Origin of the sequence: Salmonella enterica subsp. enterica serovar Typhimurium str. LT2 (assembly GCF_000006945.2) — a bacterium.
Classification (GTDB): domain Bacteria; phylum Pseudomonadota; class Gammaproteobacteria; order Enterobacterales; family Enterobacteriaceae; genus Salmonella; species Salmonella enterica.
In genome coordinates this window covers 4,268,363-4,289,413 of record NC_003197.2, presented here as the reverse complement: position 1 = coordinate 4,289,413, position 21,051 = coordinate 4,268,363, and the positions used below count along the sequence as shown (strand labels likewise).

Below are 21,051 nucleotides of genomic sequence, written 5' to 3'. Positions count from 1 at the left end.
CTTAAGGCATCAAACCCATAAAAACTTTTTTTGTCCGCGGACCGGTCATCAACGGTTCAAGCTGCTCCACGCAAGTTTTGTAGTGTGGCGTTGTCTTGTGAAAAGCGACGGCCTGTTCATCAACGTAGGCTTCATAAATATAAAATCGCGTAAGCACCTGCGGATCCTGCAGAACATCAAAACGCAAGTTACCCGGCTCTTTAATTGAGCCCAGATGATTCTGCCGAAAAACATCGATAAATTGTTCAACCTTGTCATCATGAACGTTAATTTCAACCAGCGTAACGTGCATCATTAACCCCCTGATTATTCCAAATAAAATAACAGTCATCCCCATCTCCTCGCATCGGTAAAAGATGGGGAAGCGATCTCATTTAACTTTTCTCACTCAAAAACAGCTCATAAGCACGCTCTGCTGTTTCGTTATGATGAACGACAGCATGTACCGCTTTAATCATGGCTACCGGATCTTCTGACTGGAATATATTACGCCCCATATCTACGCCAGAAGCCCCCTGGTCAATCGCCTGATAGCACATTTCCAATGCTTCACGTTCAGGCAGTTTTTTACCGCCGGCGATGACAATCGGCACCGGACAACCTGCCGCAATACGCTCAAAACCTTTATCGACATAATACGTTTTGATAATTTGCGCCCCCATTTCCGCAGCGATACGCGTTGCCAGTGAAAAATAACGCTGGTCGCGAGCCATATCTTTACCCACCCCGGTCACTGCCATTATTGGCATCCCGACGCGTAACCCGGCATCAATCAGTTGAATAATATTTTTAATCGACTGATGTTCATGCTCACTACCAATATAAACCTGTGCGGCAGCAGCACAGCTATTCAACCGCACAGCGTCATCCATCGCCACCGCAACCGCCTCATTGCTTAATTCAGTGAGAATAGAATTCGCCCCGGACGCGCGTAAAACGACTGGTTTATTGATTGCCGGAGGTACCACACTGCGTAATATGCCGCGAGTACACATTAAGACATCAGCATATTCAAAGAGCGGCGCAATATTGATATCAATACGCTCAAGTCCGGTTGTCGGCCCCTGGAAATATCCATGGTCAAAGGCCAGCATGACCGTTTTTCTGGTCTTGGGATTAAAAATCCTCGCCAGTCTGGACTGCATTCCCCAATCCAGCGCGCCACAGCCTTTTAATGCGAACAAAGTGTTAGTTTGTGGTTTATCGGTGTGAAAATCTTTGCCATCTTTAATATCATCTAAATCAGCCATTCTTTACTCCGTCGATACATAACAGTTATCAGAAATCATATTTGTCGATATTGTCTTTGTTGAAAATGACACGCTCCGGCAATAACACAATGCCGTTACCTTTTGCCTCATAGTGATATCCCTGCTCACTATTAGGTGAAACGGTGACTTTGCCGATGCCGGGAATATCCAGTGAATCACCGACATTCATTGGCATATTTTTCAGCAACGCATTGGCGACATATACGGAAATTTTTCCCTGTTGGACGACATCCCACAGGCCAAACTCTTTAACAGTGCCGCGCTGAACATAAGGGCGCATTACATTCGGCGTACTAAAACCAACAATCGCGAGATTATTGCGTTTAAGGTTCTCCGCCGCCTGTGCCGCAGCAGGTAAAGCGTTAGCGTCAGGCGCGATGATGGCATCCAGATCGGGATACGCTTTGATGATACCTTCCGCCGTCTGGAGCGATTTCGTGGCATCGTTATAGCCAAACTGGGTAGTGACTATCTCCCACCCCGGATGTTCCTGGCTAATTTTGGCTTTAGCTTCTTTCACCCACTGGTTCTGGTCGGTCACCGTTGGGCTGGAATAGAAGAAAGCGACTTTCGCTTTCTCTTTGTCCACCTGATGAGCGGCCATCTCTACCAGCATGCTGCCGAGCTGTTTTGGCGTCCCTTGATTGATATAGTAAGAACGGCACTCCGGCTTGGTATCGGAATCCCAGGTTAATATTTTCACGCCTCTTTGCATTGCCCGCTTCAACGCCGGGCACAGGCCATCAGGCGAAACGGCAGAAACGATAATGGCGTCATACCCCTGATTGACAAAGTTATTCACCAGTTGAACCTGGCCTGAGACGCTGGGCTCTGTAGGGCCATCGTAAGTTACGTCAATGCCCAGCGCTTTTCCCGCTTCCTGCGCGCCATTGCCGCCGCTGGTAAAAAAGCCCACGCCAACCAGTTTGGGAATAAAAGCAATCCGCTCTGCCGCCTGCACGGTCATTGCCGCAGATGCCAGACCAAACGCAGTGAGTAAGGCGATCATTTTAATGCTGTGTCTTGCCATTTTTTTCTCCATAAATTTCAAAAGGAAATCATGCCTGATGCGCATTGCGACGGCGTGAGTACCATTCAAGGATTTGGTGACGATGCAAACTGACGGAACGACCAACGACAACAACAATGAGAAGCGCACCGGACAATGCGCTGGAAATTTGATTCGGCACTCCGGCCATCTGTAGCCCCTGCTGTAAAAATCCCACCAGCAGCGCCGCCAACGCGGACCCCATAATCGACCCGGAGCCGCCATAAATATTGGCGCCTCCCAGCACAACCGCCGTAATGGCCGGCATCAGGAAAGAGGCGCCCAGATCCGAACGTGCGGAGCCAAAGTAAGAAACCAGTAATACGGCGGCGATCGCGGAGGCGCATCCGGTCATGGCATACACGGTATACAACGTGCGATTCACCGGGATCGCGCTGTACTGCGCGACACGGGCGCTCTGGCCAATCAGGAAAACGTTGCGTCCCATATGCGTACGATGCATGAGCAGCCAGAAAAACAGACAGCACACAAGAAAAAAAATAAGCGGCATGGGAATACCAAGAAATGAAATATTGGCAAAGTCAGTGAACGCTGTGGGAAATCCACCAATACCTTCATAACCCGTGGCGCCAGCCATACCAGATAACAATAATGCGCTACCACCAAATAAATACATGGTTCCCAGGGTAATCACCAACGGGTTTACGCCGGTATAAATAATAAGTCCGGCATTTATCAGCCCACATATTGCGCCAAGTAGTAGGGTAATAATAATCGCTAAAGGTAGCGGCATACCGAGCTGAAACAGCACACCCAGGGTAATCGCGCATAGCCCGATTGTAGAACCAAATGAAATATCCATACCACCGCTGACAATAACCATTGTTAGCGGCAAAGCGACAATACCGATACAAATAAAATCGCTAGTGCTAAAAAGTAAGACATTAATATCTAATAAACGTGGATTAATCAGACCGAAAGCCAGAATTTCAAAGATCAATAAGGCTGCCAGCGCAATTTCCCAGCTATAGCGTCGCCATGGATTCATCATGCCACCTCTTTGTTTTTATTCTGTTGTGCGTGCGTTTTTGCTTCCGTCTGTAGTGGAGTGGGTGGTGATATAAAACGGGCATATTTCTGGCGGCGCAGATTGCGTTGTAATGCGCAACGCAGCCGCCCATCGAATACCAGTACGCCCAACAATACCAGGCCAGCAATAAAATCGTTCCACCAGGCGGGGATACGCAGCAGCACTAACACACTATCGATTTGCGTAAGAAAATAAGCGCCGAGAATAGCGCCGATGACCGTGCCTGACCCGCCTAACAGGCTAATTCCCCCCAATACGCAGGCCGCGATGGCTTTCATTTCCAGCCCCGTGCCGGTTTGATTGGGAATGAAGCCAATCTGCGAGGCAAACACGATTCCAGCCAATGCCGCCATACCGCCATTAAGTGAAAATGCCATGATGCGTACCATCTCGGTACGGACACCCAATTGCCGGGCGCCCTGCAGGTTATCGCCGGTGGCGTAAAAATTGCGGCCAAAGGCGGTTTTCGCCAGGAGCCAGGCCATAAGCAGCGCTAACACCAGGGTAAACCAGCCGATTGCGGAAATTCCCAGAAACACCGGAGCAGAGAGTTGCTTTAAGCCTGCGGGTAATCCTTCAATCCATTTCCCCCCTGTCCATAGCAGCATGATCCCACGATACAAGCCCAGCGTTCCCAGAGTGGCGACAATGGCGGGTATCTTCAACCAGGCAACCAGTACGCCATTAAAAAATCCGGCGACAATTCCTAATATTAGTGTGGCCAGGCAGGCGACCGGCAGGCTATAGCCGGCGTTTAACATCACTCCCAGCAATACCGCGCACATTCCTGTCGTCGAGCCCACCGATACATCAATATTGCGGGTGAGCATTACCATCGTCGCGCCAATCGCCAACAGCATCAAAATTTGCGCGCTACTGAAAACCATTGTCAGCGTTTGCACGCTCAAATACTGACTATCCAGCGCGCCAGGAAACACGAATAAACAGACTATTGCCAGCAGTGCCGTCGCTTCCCGGTTATTTTGGATGAATTTCAACATGTTGCCTCCGACGCACCATGTTCGCCAAACGCAACGTGCATGATGGTATCAACGTTAATTTCCTCGCCGCATAACGCAGGCCCCCCCAGTTCCCCCTGGTGCATGACATATACGCGATCGGCCATCTGCTCTATCTCTTCCAGATCGGAGGAAATAAATAGCACCGCGACATTTTGTTGCGCGATACTGCGCAACAGCTGATAAATATCGCTGCGGGCGGAGACATCGACACCGCGGGTCGGTTCATCGACAATCAGTAATTGCGGAGAGGCCTCCAGGCATTTGGCAATCAATACTTTTTGCTGGTTACCGCCGGATAAAGTACGCGCCGCCTGTTCGGCATTATTGAGTTTGATATTTAACGCGCGGTGGTAACGTTCAAGGGTGGCGTTATCCCGCTGGGGCTTTATCCAAAATCCTTTTTGGTTGTGGGTCAGCGAACAGACATTCCATGCCAGGGAAGCGTCAAGATACAGCCCGGATGACTGCCGATCTTCCGGCAAATAGACCAGGCCGAGCTGCAACCGCTGTTGGGTTGTCAGGGCGTTAATTTCTTGACCATTGAACAGCATCCGCCCCGCATTGACCGGTCTAATACCGTACAGCGTTTCAGCCAGTTCTGTGCGTCCCGCGCCGACCAACCCGGCCAGACCAAGGATTTCGCCTGCCCGCACCTCAAGGTTGATATTCATAAAACCTTCGCCCGTCAGTGACTCCAGCGCTAATACTGTCGCGCCGCGTTCGTTCTGCGGGCGGCTGCCAGGCAATTCCAGCCACAACTTTTGATTCGCGGAAAGACTGACGCCCTGCGTTGCCGGGGTGATAGCTTGAATAATCTCGTCGGTAGAAAGGTCATGCGTTTTTCCGAATAATGCGATTTTACCGTCACGCATCACGCTAACGCAGTGAGCTAACTGTCTAATTTCTGGTAGCTTATGAGAAATAAATACAATTCCGACACCCTTTTTCAGCAACTCTTGCAGACGCGTAAATAACCGATCAGTTTCGGCTGGCGTTAACGACGCCGTGGGCTCATCAAGAATTAAGATTCGCGAGTCGCGCATCAAGCCGCGCATAATTTCAACGATCTGGCGGTCTGCAACATCAAGCGTACCCGCAGCGCTCGCCGGATCGAGTTGGCATCCCATCGCCTTTAATAGCTGCTGCATTTTTTCCGTGGAGGCCTGACGTCCCTGCAAGCCAAACAAGATATTTTCCCGCACAGATAAACTCGGAAATAACAGAGGCTCCTGGGGAACCAGGTAAATGCCATACTGGTGCGCCTTCAGAGGCGTTAAATGACTGCAACGCACACCAGCAATATCGATAGTCCCTCCATCTGGCGGGACTATACCGGCAATAATCTTCATTAATGTTGATTTACCCGCACCATTGCCGCCAAGCAATGCGTGCACCTCTCCCGCATGCAGAGTAAAGTCAATTCCCTTTAGTACTTCGACGCCGGAATAACTTTTATAAATGTTCTGCACACAAATCAGAGGGGATGCAGTATTGTGACTGATTTGCATGTTGCCTCCGCTCCCTCAATGTTGACTGACGGGACTGAACAAATGTTTTTTGAAAAAGAAATTGTTCAAAACGGTAGTAGTTATTTGGTCAAAAAACTCTCATCCAGATCACGTTTTCTGAATAAATGAATTTTTAGATGATAAATGTTCAGATTTGGCGCGTTTTTGTGGCGTTAATCACGGTTATTTCGGAGTGATAACTGAACAATTGTGTTAATGATTTAGAAATGTTCAAAGTAAAGCCAGGTTATGACAATGAGCGATAATACGTTGGTATCTGATTATGGAATGTGCGAAGAAGAGCAGGTGGCGCGTATTGCCTGGTTCTACTATCACGATGGATTGACGCAGAGTGAAATCAGCGAGCGTCTGGGGCTAACCCGGCTAAAGGTTTCTCGTCTGCTGGAGAAAGGGCATCAGTCCGGTATTATTCGCGTACAAATCAACTCCCGCTTCGAAGGGTGTCTTGAGTATGAAAATGCCTTGCGCAACCACTTCGCATTGCAGAATATCCGCGTGCTGCCGGCATTACCCGATGCCGATATTGGTCTGCGCTTAGGAATCGGCGCCGCCCATATGTTGATGGAGTCACTGCGGCCACAGCAACTGCTGGCCGTCGGCTTTGGCGAAGCCACGATGACCACATTAAAACGCCTCAGCGGATTTATCTCGGCGCAACAAATCCGACTGGTCACGTTATCCGGCGGCGTGGGGCCGTATATGACCGGAATAGGCCAGCTTGATGCCGCTTGTAGCGTAAGTATTATGCCCGCGCCGCTGCGCGCATCATCGCAGGAAATTGCCTGCACGCTGCGCAATGAAAATAGCGTGCGGGATGTGATGCTCACAGCGCAAGCTGCCGATGCCGCCATCGTGGGGATTGGGGCAATTAACCAGAAAGATCAAGCCAGTATCTTAAAATCCGGTTATATCACTCAGGGTGAACAACTCATGATTGGCCGCAAAGGCGCAGTAGGCGATATTCTGGGCTATTTTTTTGATGCTCATGGCGAAATTATTCCAGACATCAAAATCCATAACGAATTAATTGGCCTGAAGTTAAATTCACTTTCCACGATCCCAACCGTGATTGGCGTCGCCGGCGGCGAACAAAAAGCAGAAGCTATTATTGCCGCTATGCGCGGTAACTATATCAATGCACTGGTTACCGATCAGAAAACCGCAGGGAAAATAATTCAAATTATTGAAAAATAAAAAAATAAAATAACACTTACCTCAATTCAATAAACAATAACTGACAGGATTTTATGTAACGATGTAAAAATAGCCGAGGATAAAAAAATGGCTCGACTCTGTACCCATACTGAATCAGGACATTACCTGATGGCTCTTGACGCCGGTACCGGTAGCGTCAGAGCAGTAATTTTTGATCTACAAGGAAAGCAAATAGCTGTCGGTCAAGCGGAATGGCAGCATCTGGCCGTGCCGGATGTGCCTGGTTCGATGGAGTTTGATCTTGCCAAAAACTGGCAACTGGCTTGCCAGTGTATCCGTCAGGCACTACAGAAAGCCGCCATCCCTGCAACGGCTATCGCTGCCGTATCGGCCTGCTCGATGCGTGAAGGCATTGTTATTTATGACAGTAACGGCGAACCAATTTGGGCCTGCGCTAATGTTGACGCCCGCGCGGCGCACGAAGTCAGTGAATTAAAAGAGCTGTACGATAACACCTTTGAGGAGGAAGTTTATCGTTGCTCCGGGCAAACGCTGGCGCTCAGCGCTATTCCGCGTCTGCTCTGGCTTGCCCACCATCGTCCGGATATTTATCATCGCGCGTCAACCGTCACTATGATCAGCGACTGGATGGCCTTTATGCTCAGCGGCGAACTGGCGGTCGATCCCTCCAACGCAGGCACGACGGGGTTATTGGATCTGGTGACCCGCAACTGGAAACGTAGTCTGTTACAGATGGCGGGCCTGCGTTCTGACATTCTCTCGCCGGTAAAAGAAACCGGGACGCTGCTCGGTCACATTTCACAGAAAGCGGCTGAACAGTGCGACCTGCAAGCGGGTACGCCGGTCATCGTTGGCGGCGGCGATGTGCAGTTAGGCTGTCTGGGGCTGGGCGTCGTACGCCCGGCGCAAACGGCCGTGCTGGGCGGAACCTTCTGGCAACAGGTCGTCAATCTTCCCGCGCCGGTCACCGACCCAAACATGAACGTTCGCATCAATCCTCATGTGATCCCCGGTATGGTACAAACCGAGTCTATTAGCTTTTTTACTGGGTTAACGATGCGTTGGTTCCGCGACGCCTTTTGCGCCGAGGAAAAACTAATCGCTGAAAGGTTAGGTATTGATGCGTATTCCCTGCTGGAAGATATGGCCAGCCGGGTGCCTCCCGGCGCGTACGGTGTGATGCCCATCTTCTCTGACGTTATGCGTTTTAAACGCTGGTACCATGCCGCGCCGTCGTTTATCAATCTGTCTATCGATCCTGAAAAGTGTAATAAAGCGACCCTATTTCGCGCGCTGGAAGAGAATGCCGCCATTGTTTCCGCCTGCAATTTACAGCAAATTGCCGCGTTTTCCGGCGTACAGGCCGACTCGCTGGTTTTTGCTGGCGGAGGATCTAAAGGCAAATTATGGAGCCAAATCCTTGCCGACGTTACGGGACTCACCGTTCACGTACCTGTCGTCAAAGAAGCTACCGCGCTAGGGTGCGCTATTGCCGCAGGCGTTGGCGTGGGTGTCTGGCCATCGCTGGCGGAAACGGGAGAAAAGCTAGTGCGCTGGGATCGGGAGCATAAACCTAATCCTGAAAATTTCGCTGTCTATCAGCAGGCCAGAGAAAAATGGCAGGCCGTTTATCAGGATCAACGCGCGCTGGTCGATGGTGGCTTAACGACATCCCTCTGGAAAGCGCCAGGCCTGTAACAGGAGAATAAGCATGCAAAAAACGAATGAGAAGAATCATGAATACCGCTTTGGCGATAATGGCCCTAAATACTTAATCCGTGGGCCGGGCTGCGATATGGGCGTCGTCATACTACAACCAGGGCAGTCATTCCCTAACCATCGCCATAATACCGCTTGTGAGATTTTTTATACCCTAAGCGGTGAAGTGTGCCTGTATCTGGAAGGAACACCTCATATCCTGCAAACTGGAGATGTTTTACAGTGCGAACCTGGGGAGGCGCATTATCTCATTAATAACGGCGATAAACCCTGGAAAGGCGTGTTTATTAAATCGCCGCATCTGGAAAATGACAGCCACCCCGCAGATCCACCGGCCTGGTAACGCCCGCGCCATCGCCAGATTTTGCCGGATAGCGCCACGAGAGCCTTGTCCGGCCTCCAAACGGTATTCGTTAATGCAATATCAAGCTGTCATTTGATGACCTGTTGGTTCAAGATATCACACTGATGATCCTGAATTTCCTCGGCAGAAGCGCGATTGAAGATCAGTAAATTACGCTCGGTCGCCAGCAGGACAAAAGAGCCATCGCTTTGGCGTATCACCGCCAGCGCGATACATCACAGCATCCCCGCCCGCGCAGGAACTTTCCCTGGTCCCATCGCCACAGCAAAAAATAGCAGTGCGGTCATAAACTCCGGCAGTGGCGAAGTCGCCCACAGAAGGATAGTAACGCCAACGATGATGGACGGGAGGAACAGAGGATGGGACAACCAGAGCGACATACCTGTCTCCTGACGATTTTTTCAGCAAGAATACGACGGACAGTCAGGCAGGTAAACGCCAGATATGGTGGGGTTATCGCAGGATTAAGTGGACAGATCAGTGATAATGAATTTCACCAAAGTATTCAGACAGCACGTAATAGCGGCAATACTCAAAAGGGCTGTCCTTCCCGGCCTGAAACGTCTGTCTGGCGACGGATAACAGCGGTTTATTGGCGGCGATTTGCAATTTTTCGCACAGGTCAGCGGAAGGTAAAATCGCCTCAACTTTTTCTATCGCCGAGTCGCTTGTGACGTTTAATAACGAATAAAGCGACGTATGCTCCAGCGCCTGCGGTGTGAGTTCCAGGCCGGGAAAGAAGCTGAGATCGAGATATATTTTCTCATGGTTAAATGGGCGGTTATTCAGGCAACGAATACGCGAAATATAGAGATAGTGATGCTGTGCGGGCAGGCTCAAGCCGTCTGCCTGAGCGTCGCGCGCGCGGCGCGGCGCGATTTCCAGAATACGGTTCTCAATCGCCACGCTGGCGTCCTGGAGATCGCGGGTAATACCGCGAAACGTGTGCCCGTAGCTCACGCCTTCCGGCACCGAGCACACCACCGAACCACTTCCGCGCTGGGAGGAAATAATGCCCGCATTGATTAATTCGCTCCAGGCCTGTTTAACCACAATCAGCGAGACGTTGTAGGATCTGGCAATCTCTTTTTGCGTCGGTAGTTGGCTACCCAAAGGCAAAGACCCGTTCTGGATCTGCTGACAGATGATAAAAAATAGTTGCTTATAAAGCGGAGTAAAGCTCGTTTTATCAACCTGCAAGCTGCGCACCTCACGTCTTCGCCAGCAGGGGACGTTTTACCGTCCCCGGCAGGGTGAAGTCGCTACCCTGCGATTTGCCTGGCCAGTTCTGCCAAATCGAAATGATTCATACGATCCAAAGTCGTTAAATAATCGGCGGGAAAAGCCTCCACGCCATGGAATGCGCCGGAAATCGCCCCGACCATGGTGGCGACAGTATCAGTATCATTGCCGATATTAACGCCGGAGATAATAGCATCTACGGCAGAATTCGGACAACACGCGAACAGGCCAAAGGCCGCCGGCACCGCTTCACTCACGTGCAGCCCGGAGCCAATAATATCAGCAAGTTCCACCACCGCCGTTTCCCAATGGCGATGACGTTTACCGATATCTACGGCCAGCTCAATGCGTCGGGCAACGGAAGGCCCGGCGACCATCATCGCCCCTTGCTCCTGCGCCAGCAGATAGCCCCTTTGCGCACCGTAAATACCGGCGGCAATAATGCTGTCTGCATTGGTCTGCGCTCTTAACGCCTCGCTGGTTGCCGCCGCCATCGCCGCTGCGCCGGACATCGCCAGCACGTTATTATGGGTAAAGCGGCAAATCTGTAGCGCGCATTCAATCGCCGCGTCAATATCACCCGGGTGCAGCACCGCCGCTGGCCAAATCTTCATGGCGGCGCCGTTCGTTGCCTCCGCGTTACCCTTATTAATAATCTGTACCGACTGTTTCTCGCCTTCCAGCTCACCCTGTAAAGAGGCGCGGTTATCATTGAATATTGCCTTCATTGCCGCACGCGTCGTCGGGCCGGTAAAGTTGGCGTAGTACGGGTAATCCAGCCACTGCTGGAAAGCCTCGCGCATCGCCTCGTCGCTGACCTGGCGTTGATGGCGCAGCAGCGCATCCATGATGTACTTCGCCTGAATAAAATCATCCGTGCACATCCCCGCTTCGTTGCAGCGGCCAAACGTGTCCGCTGGCGGTTTTTGAAAGGTCGTCACCCAGCCGCCAAAATAGTCTTTTATTTGCTGCTGGGTGCGTACTTCCGTCGCGGCTCCCATCGCGTCCGCGGCGGCGGCGCCCACCAGGCATCCCAGTATTTTGTTTCGATCAACGTGCATGATGACTCCTTATTTCACGGTCATGGCTTGTGCCAGCGAATGGCTGGAAAGAAAAGTGTTGAGTTGGTCAGGAAACGGTAAAGCGGTCATTGCGCCTTTTGCCGTCACCGCCATAGCGCCGCAGGCATTGGCATTGCTGATGGCTTCCGCCAGCAGGGCATGATCCCAGCAATTTGCGCGGGAAAGGGTGAACAACAGTCCGCCGACAAAAGCATCACCGGCTCCCGTGGTATCGACAACATCGACGCGTGGTGCGGGAAAATGGAACTCCCCCTCGGCGGTAATCAACAGCGCGCCATCGGCCCCCAGCGAAATGATCGTGGTGTCACACCCAAGATCGCGCAGGTAATAACGCGCATCCTGCCAGTGACTGGCCCCGCTGAGCTGGCACAGCTCATCTGCCGAGACTTTGCAGATAGAAGCCAGTGCGGCGGACCGGGCGATCAGTTCAGGGATTTCATCAGTATTCCCCCACATTTTGCTGCGTAAGTTGACGTCGAATAACACGTAGCCACCGGCTTCTCGCATGCGTCTCGCTCCCTCAAGGCACGCCTCGCGAGCGGGCCTGTCGGTGAGGCCAATTGAGCTGAAGTAAAACCATTCGTACTGCCTGAACGGCGGCAGGTCCTGCGGCGAAACGTAGGTATCAGCCCCCGGATGCACCAGATAGGTAAAGCTGCGCTCCCCATCAGCCGTCAGGTTGACGATCAGCACCGCGCTGGTCAGGTCCGCATCCAGCCTTAGAAACGTGACATCCACGCCGTTATCCTGAAAAACCTGGCGCAGGAAGCGGCCGGCGTCATCGTCACCAAGACAGCCAATAAAACCGCACTCTCCGCCCAGCCTGGCAACGCATACCCCCACGTTCGCCGACGCTCCGCCGGGGCATTTCAGATAGCTGTTCTGTTTTTCCGGCACCAGATCAACGGAGGCATCGCCGATAACCCAAACCTTATTCATGGCCTTCATTTGCGCCTCCTTATGCCTGTTTCTGCGCCAGGGCAAGCTGAATATCTCGATAATATTCATTATTAATCAGATACTTTTTCATAAGCAGCCCAACCGCAAGGTGAAACAGAGCCGGAATGAGCGTCATCATCAGCGCAATACCGGTGAGCGAACGCGCGCTCTGTTCAACATCGGCCTGATAGCCAAAGTGGCTCAGCAGGAATCCGAGTATCCCGCCCGCGATCCCCATCCCAAACTTCTGGAAGAAGAGGATGCCGCCAAACGCCAACCCGGAAACGCGCAGACCGGTTTTCTTTTCTCCGTAATCCACCGCTTCGGCGATAGAGGACCAGAACACCGGCATTTGCATATCGCAGAAGAAATTAATAAGAAAATAGAAGGCAAACGCCAGGACAAGGTTTTCACGCCCGACGGAGAAATACATCAGCGCGCTCAGGATAAAGGTAATAATCTGGGTGTAGCGGAACATCTTAATTTTGTCCCAGAACTTGGTTATCCAGGTGGTAGCGATCATCGCTAAAATAGAGGCAACGACGCCGGTAGTCAGGAAGGGTGAAATCAGGCTATCGCCGCCGTTCAGATAATACTTAGCGTAATAAGCGGCAACGGAACCGCGAATAACATAACCGCACATCAGCAGCAGAATAACAACGCCGAGAATAATCCACTGATCGTTGCGTAACAGATATTTAAACTGTTTCCCCACCGATAACGACGTAATTTCCGGCTCGCTGCGTTCACGCGTGGTAAGAAAACAGAAGATAAACAGCAAGGCGCCCATCGCCCCCATCAGCCCCATCGAAAACTGGTAACCCAGCGCCTTGTTGCCCTGCCCCAGCCAGACGGCAAGCATCGGTACGACGATAGTCACCAGAAAAGCGGCAATCTTGGTCATCACAAAGCGATAACCGTTGGCGCTTAACCGTTCGACGGGGTCGCTGGTAATCACGCCAATCATCGAAATATAGGGAATGGTGATCGCGGTATAGACCAGGGTCATAAGAATATAGGTGCCATAGGCCCACGCCAGCTTGGCCATATAAGCCATGTCAGGCGTAATAAACATCAAATACACGGCGAAACCAAAAGGAATGGCAAACCACAGCAGCCACGGGCGGTAACGTCCCCAGCGCGTATTCAGTTTATCGGTCAGAACCCCCATGGCCGGATCGATAATGGCATCAATCATCCGCACAACCACAAACAGTACGCCAACATCAGCGGCGCTCAGGCCGTAGATATCGGTATAGAAATAGGCGAGGAGCAGCTGCATGGCGATAATCACAACGTTTATCGCCATATCTCCCGCGCCGAAGCCGATTTTTTCCACGATAGAAAGTTTCATGTTGATATTCCTTTACGCTTAACAGCGCAAATCTGGTGAACAATTAATGATGTCACTACATGAAATAAAAACGTTTTTATATAAGCCATCCACCAGACAATCTATGGAGGCTATGAAGAGAGTGTAACTAACCATCAAAAGATATAAAGGTATACCTTTATATCTTTTGATCGATTTCACATATTTTTATAGACACGATCTTACCCCGGTTTTAAACCGGGATAAGAATCAATAAGATAATGAACAGGGGGTGTAACGAAAATCAGCGGGAAGACAAAATGGCGCAACTATGATCCTGAATCTCTTCCGCCGATGCGCGATTGAAGGTCAGTAAATTACGCTCGGTCGCCAGCAGAACAAAAGAGTCGTCGCTTTGGCGTACCACCGCCAGCGCATAGCGTCCCATATGATCGCGCGCTTCCGGCACCTCTTCCGCCAGCATCATAAACGGACTACGCTGCGCCAGTTCGCTCTCGGTTACCCGGCGCGCCAGGTATTCATGCCCCATCAGGCCACCCGGCAGCGGAAGCCAGCGAGTGCTGATGCGCGTGAGATCGTTATCCAGTTGTTCCCGAACGTCAGGACGGATGCAAGAAATATGGATATGCAAATGGTCCTGTGAACGACCAAGCCGCGAATTAATCGCCAGCGAGACCGCGCTATCCGGAATATCATGCCCGTATTTTTTACTCATATAGCCGCGAGCCTGCCAAGCCAGCCAGAAAAAGTTGGGCGTAGCGGGTTCCAGCAATAGCGGGCTTTCTGTACCGTTGATACGGTAGGTGGGCATCAATAAATATTGCAACGGACCGTGACGATCTTTAAAGACGACATAGCCAGCGCGAGGTTTGACTTCCGCGCACGGCGCTGGGTTTTGATGCTGTAACTGATCGGGCAGGCATTGTTCAAGCACGATTTCCCGTAATGCATCAGGGTTGCCGGAAAATTTCCAGTAACCGACGCCCGCCGCGGCGACAATCACTATCACCGCCAGTAAAAAGTAGCCTGTTTTTTTCATGATATGCGTTCCCTGTGACCCATAGACGGGGAAGAGTAACGCAAAATTGTGGCAAAGAAAAAACCCGGTAACATAATACGTTACCGGGTTTATAAACGGTTTAGCGTTTGCTGATTTGGTCGAACGTACCGCCATTAGCGAAGTGATCTTTTTGCGCCTTCGCCCAGCCGCCAAACACCTCGTCAATGGTGAACAGCTTCAGCTTCGGAAACGCATCGTCGTATTTTTTCGCCACGTCAGCATCGCGCGGACGGTAGAAGTTTTTCGCTGCTATCTCCTGCCCTTCCGGCGAGTAGAGATACTTCAGGTAGGCTTCCGCTACCGCTTTGGTGTCTTTCTTTTCCACCACTTTGTCGACCACGGAAACGGTCGGCTCTGCGAGAATAGATTCACTCGGGGTCACTATCTCGAATTTATCTTTACCCAGTTCATTCGTCGCCAGTAGCGCTTCGTTTTCCCAGGCAATCAGCACATCACCGATACCGCGTTCAACGAAAGTATTGGTTGAGCCGCGCGCGCCGGAGTCCAGCACTTCAACGTTTTTAAACAGGGCTTTGACAAAGTCCTGCGCTTTGGCCTGATCGTTATTGTTGTGGTGCAGGGCGTAGCCCCATGCCGCCAGATAGTTCCAGCGTGCGCCGCCAGAGCTTTTCGGGTTTGGCGTAATCACCGACACACCGGGTTTAATCAGATCGTTCCAGTCATGAATTTGTTTTGGATTGCCTTTACGGACCAGGAAAACGATGGTGGAGGTGTAAGGTGCTGAGTTATCCGGCAGACGCTTAATCCAGTTTTTATCGATACGACCACGTTCCGCAATAGCGTCCACATCGTAAGCCAGCGCCAGCGTCACGACATCGGCTTCAATGCCGTTAATAACGGAAGTCGCCTGTTTACCCGAACCGCCGTGCGATTGGCGGATCACGACGTTGTCGCCGGTTTCCTGCTTCCAGTGCGCGCTAAACGCTTTGTTGTACTGCTCGTACAGCTCACGCGTTGGATCGTACGATACGTTAAGTAACTGAATATCCTTTGCCAGAATGCTGGTTGACGCCAGCAATAATGTGAATCCCACGCCCCACTTTTTCATCGCCAGACTCGCTTATGTTGTGTTGTGATGAGCAAAGCGTGCCAGAAAGAGATCCAAACATTAAAGAATAAAAAAAGATTGGCTATAACTTCGAGGAATAAATCTGAGGGATTGCCGGATGGCGGCTAACGCCTAATCCGGCCTACACGTTTCTGCAACCTGTAGGCCTGATAAGCGTAGCGCCATCAGGCGCGCAAAAACAATCAGTACAGTTTTTTCGCGCACTCCATCCAGTCGCTTTTGAACGGACGCTTCATGTTTTCAATCGCATCGATGATGTCATGATGAACAAGCTGCTCGTTCTGGATACCGACACAACGACCGCCATGGCCTTCCAGCAGCAGGTCAATAGCATACGCGCCCATACGGGAAGCCAGAATGCGATCGTAAGGTACCGGGGAACCACCGCGCTGAATGTGGCCGAGCACCGTCGCACGCGTTTCACGGCCCGTTTCTTTTTCAATAAAGTGCGCCAGCTCGTCAACATCACACATATGTTCGGTGATAGCGACGATAGCGTGTTTTTTCCCTTTCGCGATCCCGGCTTTGATTTCCGCCACCAGATCCTCGCGATTAAATTCAACTTCCGGCACCACGATAAACTCACAGCCGCCAGCAATAGCCGCCGCCAACGTCAGGTCGCCGCAATAACGGCCCATCACCTCAACGATAGAGATACGCTGGTGAGAAGAGGAGGTGTCACGCAGACGGTCAATCGCTTCCACTACAGTGCCGAGAGCAGTGAAGTAGCCGATAGTGTAGTCGGTGCCTTTGATGTCGTTATCGATAGTGCCTGGCAGACCGATGCACGGGAAGCCCATTTCAGTCAGACGTTTTGCACCCATATAAGAACCGTCGCCGCCAATAACTACCAGCGCATCGATACCGCGTTTTTTCAGGTTTTCGATCGCGACAGCGCGAATATTTTCGTCACGGAATTCCGGGAAACGGGCAGAACCGAGGAAAGTACCGCCACGGTTGATCATGTCAGATACGCTGTAACGGTCAAGCTGAACCATACGATCTTCATACAGGCCCAGATAGCCGTCATAAATGCCCATGACTTCCAGCCCTTCCGTCAACGCTGCGCGCACAACACCGCGGATTGCCGCGTTCATGCCCGGCGCATCACCGCCGCTTGTCAACACACCGATTTTCTTAATCATGACTACCTCTGAACTTTGGAATGCAAAATGAAATCTATTGCCGGAAGCCGATTTCGCACTTCGAAACGATCCAACGAATATACAGATAGTATAACAATCCCTTCCTGCTGAATTGATTCAGGTCAGGCCAAATGGCGGTAATTTATACACAAAATGCTGGCCTGGCTCACTTTTTAACAATCAATTATACAAGCTCGAACTTCCTGCCTTCCCTGGGAACGACTGAACAGGGATCCTGATGAATAATGACATCTGAACCCGGAAAACGCTGTAAAATCGCCTGCTCTACCTGGTCAGCCACAAAATGCGCCTGAACGAGCGGCAGATTATCTTCCATTTCCAAATGAATCTGAATAAAGCGAGTCGGCCCTGACTGCCGCGTGCGGAGATCGTGCGCGCCGCTGACTCCCGGCCATGACGTCACGATATCAATAATTTCCTGTCGTTCCGCATCGGGCAGCGCGCGATCCAATAATGACTGCACCGCCTCATACCCCATACGTAACGCGCTATACAAAATATAGATGCCGATACCTAACGCAAACAGGGCATCCGCACGATGCCAACCGTACCAGGATAACCCCAGCGCGATAAGAATCGCTCCGTTCATCATAACATCAGACTGATAATGAAGCATATCCGCCCGTACCGCCTGACTTTGGGTCTTGCGTACCACCCAGCGCTGAAACGTGACCAGTATAATAGTGCATATCAGAGCGATGACGGTAACGCCAATCCCCACGCCGGGGTCGTTCATTGGCGTCGGCTTAATCAGATTCTGAATACTGGTCAAAAACAGAAACAACGCCGAACCGGAAATAAACATACTTTGCGCCAGCGCCGCCAGCGACTCCGCTTTACCGTGCCCAAACGTGTGTTCATCATCTGCGGGTTGCAGCGAATAACGCACGACCAACAAATTCGTCAATGACGCGGCAATATCCACCAGCGAGTCCACCAACGCCGCCAGAATACTCACCGATCCCGTATACCACCACGCAAAAATTTTGATCAAAAGTAACGCTGATGCCATCGCCGTTGCCGCGATAGCCGCCCGGCTAACCAGCCGTCCATAGGTTTGATTCATAAATACTCCCGCTATCTTCTGCCGGTAGTATAACGGATGGTTTAAAACAGTAAGCTAATAACAGAATGACAAACTGGAGATAAAAAAAACCCCCACATCATGTGGGGGAAGACAGGGATGGTGTCTATGGCAAGGAAAACAGGGTTGTTACTGGGAACGTGAGTTGCTACTACTCAATAATTTCAACGATGAACTTTTTTGCCATTGCGCCACGTCGCGCAGTTGCTCCATTCGTTGCTGATGCTTTTCATTCAAAACCGCTTGCTGCTCCGGCGTTAACAGGCGATACATCTGGTTACGCACGCGGGCCATTTCGACCTGGCGGGCAACCTGCTCTTGCGCCATTTTTTCTGCCTGAGCGCGCACAGCGCTTTCATCAAATTTTTCTGCGGTGACAAGCCGATGCATTGTCTCCATTTCGCTAACATTAACAGGAGGCTGTTCGTGCCTTGCCTGTTGCATAAGATCTCGCATCTGCTGACGCTGATGTTCGGTTAAACTTATGCCGTCAAACATATGATTTTGCGCGCTACGCTGCGTGGCCCCGTCACCGGGGTGCCAGTTATCGCTTGTAACAACTTCAGCTGCGTGGCTTAAAAAACTGAATGCCAGCGTTGAGGCCATAACAGCAGCGGTAACTTTGCGCATCGCTTGCTCCCAAAATCTTTTCTGTCGCGATTCAACGAGAGACAGTTTACGATTCGGGCTGCAAACATGCGTCAGGGGGTGTAAAACAACGTAAAGTCATGGATTAGCGACGCCTGATGACGTAATTTCTGCCTCGGAGGTACGTAAACAATGAATAAAATCCTGTTAGTTGATGATGACCGAGAGCTGACTTCCCTGTTAAAAGAGCTCCTCGAAATGGAAGGTTTTAATGTCCTGGTGGCCCACGACGGCGAGCAGGCGCTTGAGCTTTTGGATGACAGCATCGATTTACTTTTGCTTGACGTCATGATGCCGAAGAAAAACGGTATCGATACGTTGAAAGCGCTTCGCCAGACACACCAGACGCCTGTCATTATGCTGACCGCGCGCGGCAGCGAGCTGGATCGCGTTCTCGGCCTTGAGCTGGGCGCGGACGACTATTTACCCAAACCATTTAACGACCGCGAGCTGGTAGCGCGCATCAGGGCTATTTTGCGCCGTTCCCACTGGAGCGAACAGCAGCAGAGCAGCGACAACGGCTCGCCGACGCTGGAAGTCGATGCGCTAAGCCTTAATCCGGGTCGCCAGGAAGCCAGTTTCGATGGCCAAACGCTGGAGCTGACCGGTACGGAATTCACCCTGCTCTATTTGCTGGCGCAACACCTCGGCCAGGTGGTTTCCCGTGAACATTTAAGTCAGGAAGTGCTGGGTAAGCGCCTGACGCCGTTCGATCGCGCCATTGATATGCATATTTCTAACCTGCGCCGCAAACTGCCGGAACGCAAAGACGGTCACCCGTGGTTTAAAACATTGCGTGGTCGCGGCTATCTGATGGTTTCCGCTTCATGATAGGAAGTTTAACCGCGCGCATCTTCGCCATCTTCTGGTTGACGCTGGCGCTGGTGCTAATGCTGGTCCTGATGTTGCCCAAGCTCGATTCACGCCAGATGACCGAGCTGCTGGACAGCGAACAGCGCCAGGGATTGATGATAGAGCAACATGTAGAAGCTGAACTTGCGAACGATCCGCCCAACGACCTGATGTGGTGGCGTCGCCTGTTCCGCGCGATCGATAAGTGGGCGCCGCCTGGACAGCGGTTATTACTGGTGACCTCTGAAGGACGCGTGATCGGCGCTGAACGCAGCGAAATGCAGATCATTCGTAACTTCATTGGTCAGGCGGATAACGCCGATCATCCGCAGAAGAAAAAATATGGCCGCGTAGAGATGGTGGGGCCGTTCTCCGTTCGCGACGGAGAGGATAATTACCAGCTTTACTTGATTCGACCGGCCAGCAGTTCGCAATCCGATTTTATTAATCTGCTGTTTGACCGCCCGCTTCTGTTGCTCATTGTCACGATGCTGGTCAGTTCGCCGCTCTTGCTATGGCTGGCATGGAGTCTGGCGAAACCGGCGCGTAAGTTGAAAAACGCGGCTGATGAAGTGGCGCAAGGCAACCTGCGTCAGCATCCGGAGCTGGAGGCGGGTCCGCAGGAGTTCCTCGCCGCTGGCGCCAGTTTTAACCAGATGGTGACGGCGCTGGAACGGATGATGACCTCGCAGCAGCGTTTGCTGTCAGACATCTCCCATGAGCTACGAACGCCCCTTACGCGCCTGCAACTGGGTACCGCGCTGCTGCGTCGTCGTGGCGGCGAAAGCAAAGAGCTGGAGCGTATTGAAACCGAAGCGCAGCGTCTGGACAGCATGATCAATGACCTGCTGGTGATGTCGCGTAACCAACAGAAAAATGCGCTGGTCAGCGAAACGATGAAAGCCAATCAGCTATGGGGCGAAGTGCTGGATAACGCCGCCTTTGAAGCCGAACAGATGGGCAAGTCGTTAACGGTAAATTATCCGCCGGGGCCGTGGCCGCTCTATGGCAACCCAAACGCGCTGGAAAGCGCGCTGGAAAATATAGTTCGTAATGCGCTGCGCTATTCACATACGAAGATTGAAGTCGGCTTCTCGGTGGATAAAGACGGTATTACGATCACGGTCGATGACGACGGGCCGGGCGTCAGCCCTGAAGACCGCGAGCAGATCTTCCGTCCGTTCTATCGCACTGATGAGGCGCGCGACCGCGAGTCTGGCGGCACCGGGCTGGGGCTGGCGATTGTCGAAAGCGCCATGCAGCAGCACCGCGGCTGGGTGAAGGCTGACGATAGCCCGCTGGGTGGGTTGCGGCTTACGCTGTGGCTACCGCTGTACAAGCGAACCTAAAAACCATCGGCCTGCGAATGCAGGCC

22 protein-coding genes and 22 other annotated features are annotated in these 21,051 nt (G+C 51.8%); of the genes, 5 read left to right on the top strand and 17 right to left on the bottom strand.

Going from position 1 to position 21,051, the window contains the following annotated elements:
* Position 1: 1 nt before the first annotated feature.
* From yneC to ego, 6 genes are all read right to left on the bottom strand, one after another.
* Positions 2–343, bottom strand: a protein-coding gene (gene yneC / locus STM4079) for a putative inner membrane protein (protein ID NP_462960.3). Within the gene, positions 2–331 belong to an annotated coding region; the region does not span the whole gene.
* Positions 338–343, bottom strand: a ribosome-binding site (putative RBS for yneC; RegulonDB:STMS1H004006). It overlaps the preceding gene by 6 nt.
* A 31-nt stretch (positions 344–374) precedes the next feature.
* Positions 375–1,262 (bottom strand): putative fructose-1,6-bisphosphate aldolase gene (gene yneB, locus STM4078; RefSeq protein ID NP_462959.1). Within the gene, positions 375–1,250 belong to an annotated coding region; the region does not span the whole gene.
* Positions 1,257–1,262: a ribosome-binding site (putative RBS for yneB; RegulonDB:STMS1H004005), on the bottom strand. Its footprint overlaps the gene before it by 6 nt.
* Positions 1,263–1,278: 16 nt before the next feature.
* Positions 1,279–2,313 (bottom strand): putative sugar transport protein gene (yneA, locus tag STM4077; protein NP_462958.1). Within the gene, positions 1,279–2,301 belong to an annotated coding region; the region does not span the whole gene.
* Positions 2,308–2,313: a ribosome-binding site (putative RBS for yneA; RegulonDB:STMS1H004004), on the bottom strand. (Overlaps the previous gene by 6 nt.)
* Before the next feature lie 16 nt (positions 2,314–2,329).
* Positions 2,330–3,339, bottom strand: a protein-coding gene (ydeZ, locus tag STM4076) for a putative sugar transport protein (RefSeq protein NP_462957.1). Within the gene, positions 2,330–3,331 belong to an annotated coding region; the region does not span the whole gene.
* The gene (gene ydeY, locus STM4075) for a putative sugar transport protein (protein ID NP_462956.1) occupies positions 3,328–4,379 on the bottom strand. Within the gene, positions 3,328–4,371 belong to an annotated coding region; the region does not span the whole gene. Before ydeY ends, ydeZ begins: the two co-directional genes overlap by 12 nt.
* Positions 3,334–3,339: a ribosome-binding site (putative RBS for ydeZ; RegulonDB:STMS1H004003), on the bottom strand. It overlaps the preceding gene by 6 nt.
* The gene (gene ego / locus STM4074; RefSeq protein NP_462955.1) for a putative ABC-type sugar aldose transport system occupies positions 4,365–5,911 on the bottom strand. Within the gene, positions 4,365–5,900 belong to an annotated coding region; the region does not span the whole gene. Before ego ends, ydeY begins: the two co-directional genes overlap by 15 nt.
* Positions 4,374–4,379: a ribosome-binding site (putative RBS for ydeY; RegulonDB:STMS1H004002), on the bottom strand. Its footprint overlaps the gene before it by 6 nt.
* Positions 5,906–5,911, bottom strand: a ribosome-binding site (putative RBS for ego; RegulonDB:STMS1H004001). Its footprint lies within the gene ego.
* Before the next feature lie 232 nt (positions 5,912–6,143).
* Positions 6,144–6,149: a ribosome-binding site (putative RBS for ydeW; RegulonDB:STMS1H004000), on the top strand.
* On the opposite strand from ego, the gene ydeW reads away from it, so the two are divergent.
* The 3 genes from ydeW to STM4071 all read left to right on the top strand — a co-directional run bounded on the left by ydeW (position 6,144) and on the right by STM4071 (position 9,159).
* Positions 6,144–7,115 (top strand): putative transcriptional repressor gene (ydeW, locus tag STM4073; RefSeq protein ID NP_462954.1). Within the gene, positions 6,156–7,115 belong to an annotated coding region; the region does not span the whole gene. (Overlaps the previous feature by 6 nt.)
* Before the next feature lie 75 nt (positions 7,116–7,190).
* Positions 7,191–7,196 (top strand) — a ribosome-binding site (putative RBS for ydeV; RegulonDB:STMS1H003999).
* Positions 7,191–8,795 (top strand): putative sugar kinase gene (gene ydeV, locus STM4072; RefSeq protein ID NP_462953.1). Within the gene, positions 7,203–8,795 belong to an annotated coding region; the region does not span the whole gene. Its footprint overlaps the feature before it by 6 nt.
* Positions 8,796–8,888: 93 nt before the next feature.
* Positions 8,889–8,894 (top strand) — a ribosome-binding site (putative RBS for STM4071; RegulonDB:STMS1H003998).
* The gene (locus STM4071; protein ID NP_462952.1) for a putative mannose-6-phosphate isomerase occupies positions 8,889–9,159 on the top strand. Within the gene, positions 8,893–9,159 belong to an annotated coding region; the region does not span the whole gene. Its footprint overlaps the feature before it by 6 nt.
* A gap of 89 nt (positions 9,160–9,248) precedes the next feature.
* Here the strand turns inward: STM4071 and STM4070 are convergent.
* The 11 genes from STM4070 to cpxP form a co-directional block, all read right to left on the bottom strand.
* The gene (locus STM4070) for a putative cytoplasmic protein (protein ID NP_462951.1) occupies positions 9,249–9,385 on the bottom strand. Within the gene, positions 9,249–9,380 belong to an annotated coding region; the region does not span the whole gene.
* Positions 9,380–9,385: a ribosome-binding site (putative RBS for STM4070; RegulonDB:STMS1H003997), on the bottom strand. It overlaps the preceding gene by 6 nt.
* A 10-nt stretch (positions 9,386–9,395) precedes the next feature.
* Positions 9,396–9,568, bottom strand: a protein-coding gene (locus tag STM4069) for a putative periplasmic protein (RefSeq protein NP_462950.1). Within the gene, positions 9,396–9,560 belong to an annotated coding region; the region does not span the whole gene.
* Positions 9,563–9,568, bottom strand: a ribosome-binding site (putative RBS for STM4069; RegulonDB:STMS1H003996). (Overlaps the previous gene by 6 nt.)
* A gap of 89 nt (positions 9,569–9,657) precedes the next feature.
* The gene (locus STM4068; RefSeq protein ID NP_462949.1) for a putative gntR family regulatory protein occupies positions 9,658–10,387 on the bottom strand. Within the gene, positions 9,658–10,380 belong to an annotated coding region; the region does not span the whole gene.
* Positions 10,382–10,387 (bottom strand) — a ribosome-binding site (putative RBS for STM4068; RegulonDB:STMS1H003995). It overlaps the preceding gene by 6 nt.
* A 55-nt stretch (positions 10,388–10,442) precedes the next feature.
* The gene (locus STM4067; protein NP_462948.1) for a putative ADP-ribosylglycohydrolase occupies positions 10,443–11,490 on the bottom strand. Within the gene, positions 10,443–11,483 belong to an annotated coding region; the region does not span the whole gene.
* Positions 11,485–11,490 (bottom strand) — a ribosome-binding site (putative RBS for STM4067; RegulonDB:STMS1H003994). It overlaps the preceding gene by 6 nt.
* A 2-nt stretch (positions 11,491–11,492) precedes the next feature.
* The gene (locus STM4066) for a putative sugar kinase (RefSeq protein NP_462947.1) occupies positions 11,493–12,459 on the bottom strand. Within the gene, positions 11,493–12,452 belong to an annotated coding region; the region does not span the whole gene.
* Positions 12,454–12,459, bottom strand: a ribosome-binding site (putative RBS for STM4066; RegulonDB:STMS1H003993). (Overlaps the previous gene by 6 nt.)
* A gap of 3 nt (positions 12,460–12,462) precedes the next feature.
* The gene (locus STM4065; RefSeq protein ID NP_462946.1) for a putative permease of the Na+:galactoside symporter family occupies positions 12,463–13,804 on the bottom strand. Within the gene, positions 12,463–13,797 belong to an annotated coding region; the region does not span the whole gene.
* Positions 13,799–13,804 (bottom strand) — a ribosome-binding site (putative RBS for STM4065; RegulonDB:STMS1H003992). It overlaps the preceding gene by 6 nt.
* 255 nt (positions 13,805–14,059) lie before the next feature.
* The gene (ushB, locus tag STM4064; RefSeq protein ID NP_462945.1) for a CDP-diacylglycerol phosphotidylhydrolase occupies positions 14,060–14,830 on the bottom strand. Within the gene, positions 14,060–14,815 belong to an annotated coding region; the region does not span the whole gene.
* Positions 14,825–14,830 (bottom strand) — a ribosome-binding site (putative RBS for ushB; RegulonDB:STMS1H003991). Its footprint overlaps the gene before it by 6 nt.
* Positions 14,831–14,915: 85 nt before the next feature.
* The gene (sbp, locus tag STM4063) for a sulfate transport protein (RefSeq protein ID NP_462944.1) occupies positions 14,916–15,911 on the bottom strand. Within the gene, positions 14,916–15,905 belong to an annotated coding region; the region does not span the whole gene.
* Positions 15,906–15,911 (bottom strand) — a ribosome-binding site (putative RBS for sbp; RegulonDB:STMS1H003990). It overlaps the preceding gene by 6 nt.
* 197 nt (positions 15,912–16,108) lie before the next feature.
* Positions 16,109–17,080 (bottom strand): 6-phosphofructokinase I gene (pfkA, locus tag STM4062; protein NP_462943.1). Within the gene, positions 16,109–17,071 belong to an annotated coding region; the region does not span the whole gene.
* Positions 17,075–17,080, bottom strand: a ribosome-binding site (putative RBS for pfkA; RegulonDB:STMS1H003989). Its footprint overlaps the gene before it by 6 nt.
* A 175-nt stretch (positions 17,081–17,255) precedes the next feature.
* Positions 17,256–18,170, bottom strand: a protein-coding gene (gene yiiP / locus STM4061) for a putative CDF family transport protein (RefSeq protein NP_462942.1). Within the gene, positions 17,256–18,158 belong to an annotated coding region; the region does not span the whole gene.
* Positions 18,165–18,170 (bottom strand) — a ribosome-binding site (putative RBS for yiiP; RegulonDB:STMS1H003988). (Overlaps the previous gene by 6 nt.)
* A gap of 135 nt (positions 18,171–18,305) precedes the next feature.
* The gene (gene cpxP / locus STM4060) for a periplasmic repressor of cpx regulon by interaction with CpxA (RefSeq protein ID NP_462941.1) occupies positions 18,306–18,819 on the bottom strand. Within the gene, positions 18,306–18,806 belong to an annotated coding region; the region does not span the whole gene.
* Positions 18,814–18,819, bottom strand: a ribosome-binding site (putative RBS for cpxP; RegulonDB:STMS1H003987). It overlaps the preceding gene by 6 nt.
* Positions 18,820–18,942: 123 nt before the next feature.
* Positions 18,943–18,948 (top strand) — a ribosome-binding site (putative RBS for cpxR; RegulonDB:STMS1H003986).
* Here cpxP and cpxR point away from each other — a divergent pair.
* Positions 18,943–19,655 (top strand): response reguator in two-component regulatory system with CpxA gene (gene cpxR / locus STM4059; protein NP_462940.1). Within the gene, positions 18,957–19,655 belong to an annotated coding region; the region does not span the whole gene. It overlaps the preceding feature by 6 nt.
* Positions 19,638–19,643, top strand: a ribosome-binding site (putative RBS for cpxA; RegulonDB:STMS1H003985). It overlaps the preceding gene by 6 nt.
* Positions 19,638–21,025 (top strand): sensory kinase in two-component regulatory system with CpxR gene (gene cpxA, locus STM4058; RefSeq protein ID NP_462939.1). Within the gene, positions 19,652–21,025 belong to an annotated coding region; the region does not span the whole gene. The genes cpxR and cpxA overlap by 18 nt, the downstream gene beginning before the upstream one ends.
* Positions 21,026–21,051 lie beyond the last annotated feature (26 nt).

Bases quoted from the DNA above. Each gene is read 5' to 3' on its own strand.
- yneC (NP_462960.3), bottom strand. From the start codon at position 331: ATGACTGTTATTTTATTTGGAATAATCAGGGGGTTAATGATGCACGTT.
- yneB (NP_462959.1), bottom strand. From the start codon at position 1,250: ATGGCTGATTTAGATGATATTAAAGATGGCAAAGATTTTCACACCGAT.
- yneA (NP_462958.1), bottom strand. From the start codon at position 2,301: ATGGCAAGACACAGCATTAAAATGATCGCCTTACTCACTGCGTTTGGT.
- ydeZ (NP_462957.1), bottom strand. From the start codon at position 3,331: ATGATGAATCCATGGCGACGCTATAGCTGGGAAATTGCGCTGGCAGCC.
- ydeY (NP_462956.1), bottom strand. From the start codon at position 4,371: ATGTTGAAATTCATCCAAAATAACCGGGAAGCGACGGCACTGCTGGCA.
- ego (NP_462955.1), bottom strand. From the start codon at position 5,900: ATGCAAATCAGTCACAATACTGCATCCCCTCTGATTTGTGTGCAGAAC.
- ydeW (NP_462954.1), top strand. From the start codon at position 6,156: ATGAGCGATAATACGTTGGTATCTGATTATGGAATGTGCGAAGAAGAG.
- ydeV (NP_462953.1), top strand. From the start codon at position 7,203: ATGGCTCGACTCTGTACCCATACTGAATCAGGACATTACCTGATGGCT.
- STM4071 (NP_462952.1), top strand. From the start codon at position 8,893: ATGGGCGTCGTCATACTACAACCAGGGCAGTCATTCCCTAACCATCGC.
- STM4069 (NP_462950.1), bottom strand. From the start codon at position 9,560: ATGTCGCTCTGGTTGTCCCATCCTCTGTTCCTCCCGTCCATCATCGTT.
- STM4067 (NP_462948.1), bottom strand. From the start codon at position 11,483: ATGCACGTTGATCGAAACAAAATACTGGGATGCCTGGTGGGCGCCGCC.
- STM4066 (NP_462947.1), bottom strand. From the start codon at position 12,452: ATGAAGGCCATGAATAAGGTTTGGGTTATCGGCGATGCCTCCGTTGAT.
- STM4065 (NP_462946.1), bottom strand. From the start codon at position 13,797: ATGAAACTTTCTATCGTGGAAAAAATCGGCTTCGGCGCGGGAGATATG.
- ushB (NP_462945.1), bottom strand. From the start codon at position 14,815: ATGAAAAAAACAGGCTACTTTTTACTGGCGGTGATAGTGATTGTCGCC.
- sbp (NP_462944.1), bottom strand. From the start codon at position 15,905: ATGAAAAAGTGGGGCGTGGGATTCACATTATTGCTGGCGTCAACCAGC.
- pfkA (NP_462943.1), bottom strand. From the start codon at position 17,071: ATGATTAAGAAAATCGGTGTGTTGACAAGCGGCGGTGATGCGCCGGGC.
- yiiP (NP_462942.1), bottom strand. From the start codon at position 18,158: ATGAATCAAACCTATGGACGGCTGGTTAGCCGGGCGGCTATCGCGGCA.
- cpxP (NP_462941.1), bottom strand. From the start codon at position 18,806: ATGCGCAAAGTTACCGCTGCTGTTATGGCCTCAACGCTGGCATTCAGT.
- cpxR (NP_462940.1), top strand. From the start codon at position 18,957: ATGAATAAAATCCTGTTAGTTGATGATGACCGAGAGCTGACTTCCCTG.
- cpxA (NP_462939.1), top strand. From the start codon at position 19,652: ATGATAGGAAGTTTAACCGCGCGCATCTTCGCCATCTTCTGGTTGACG.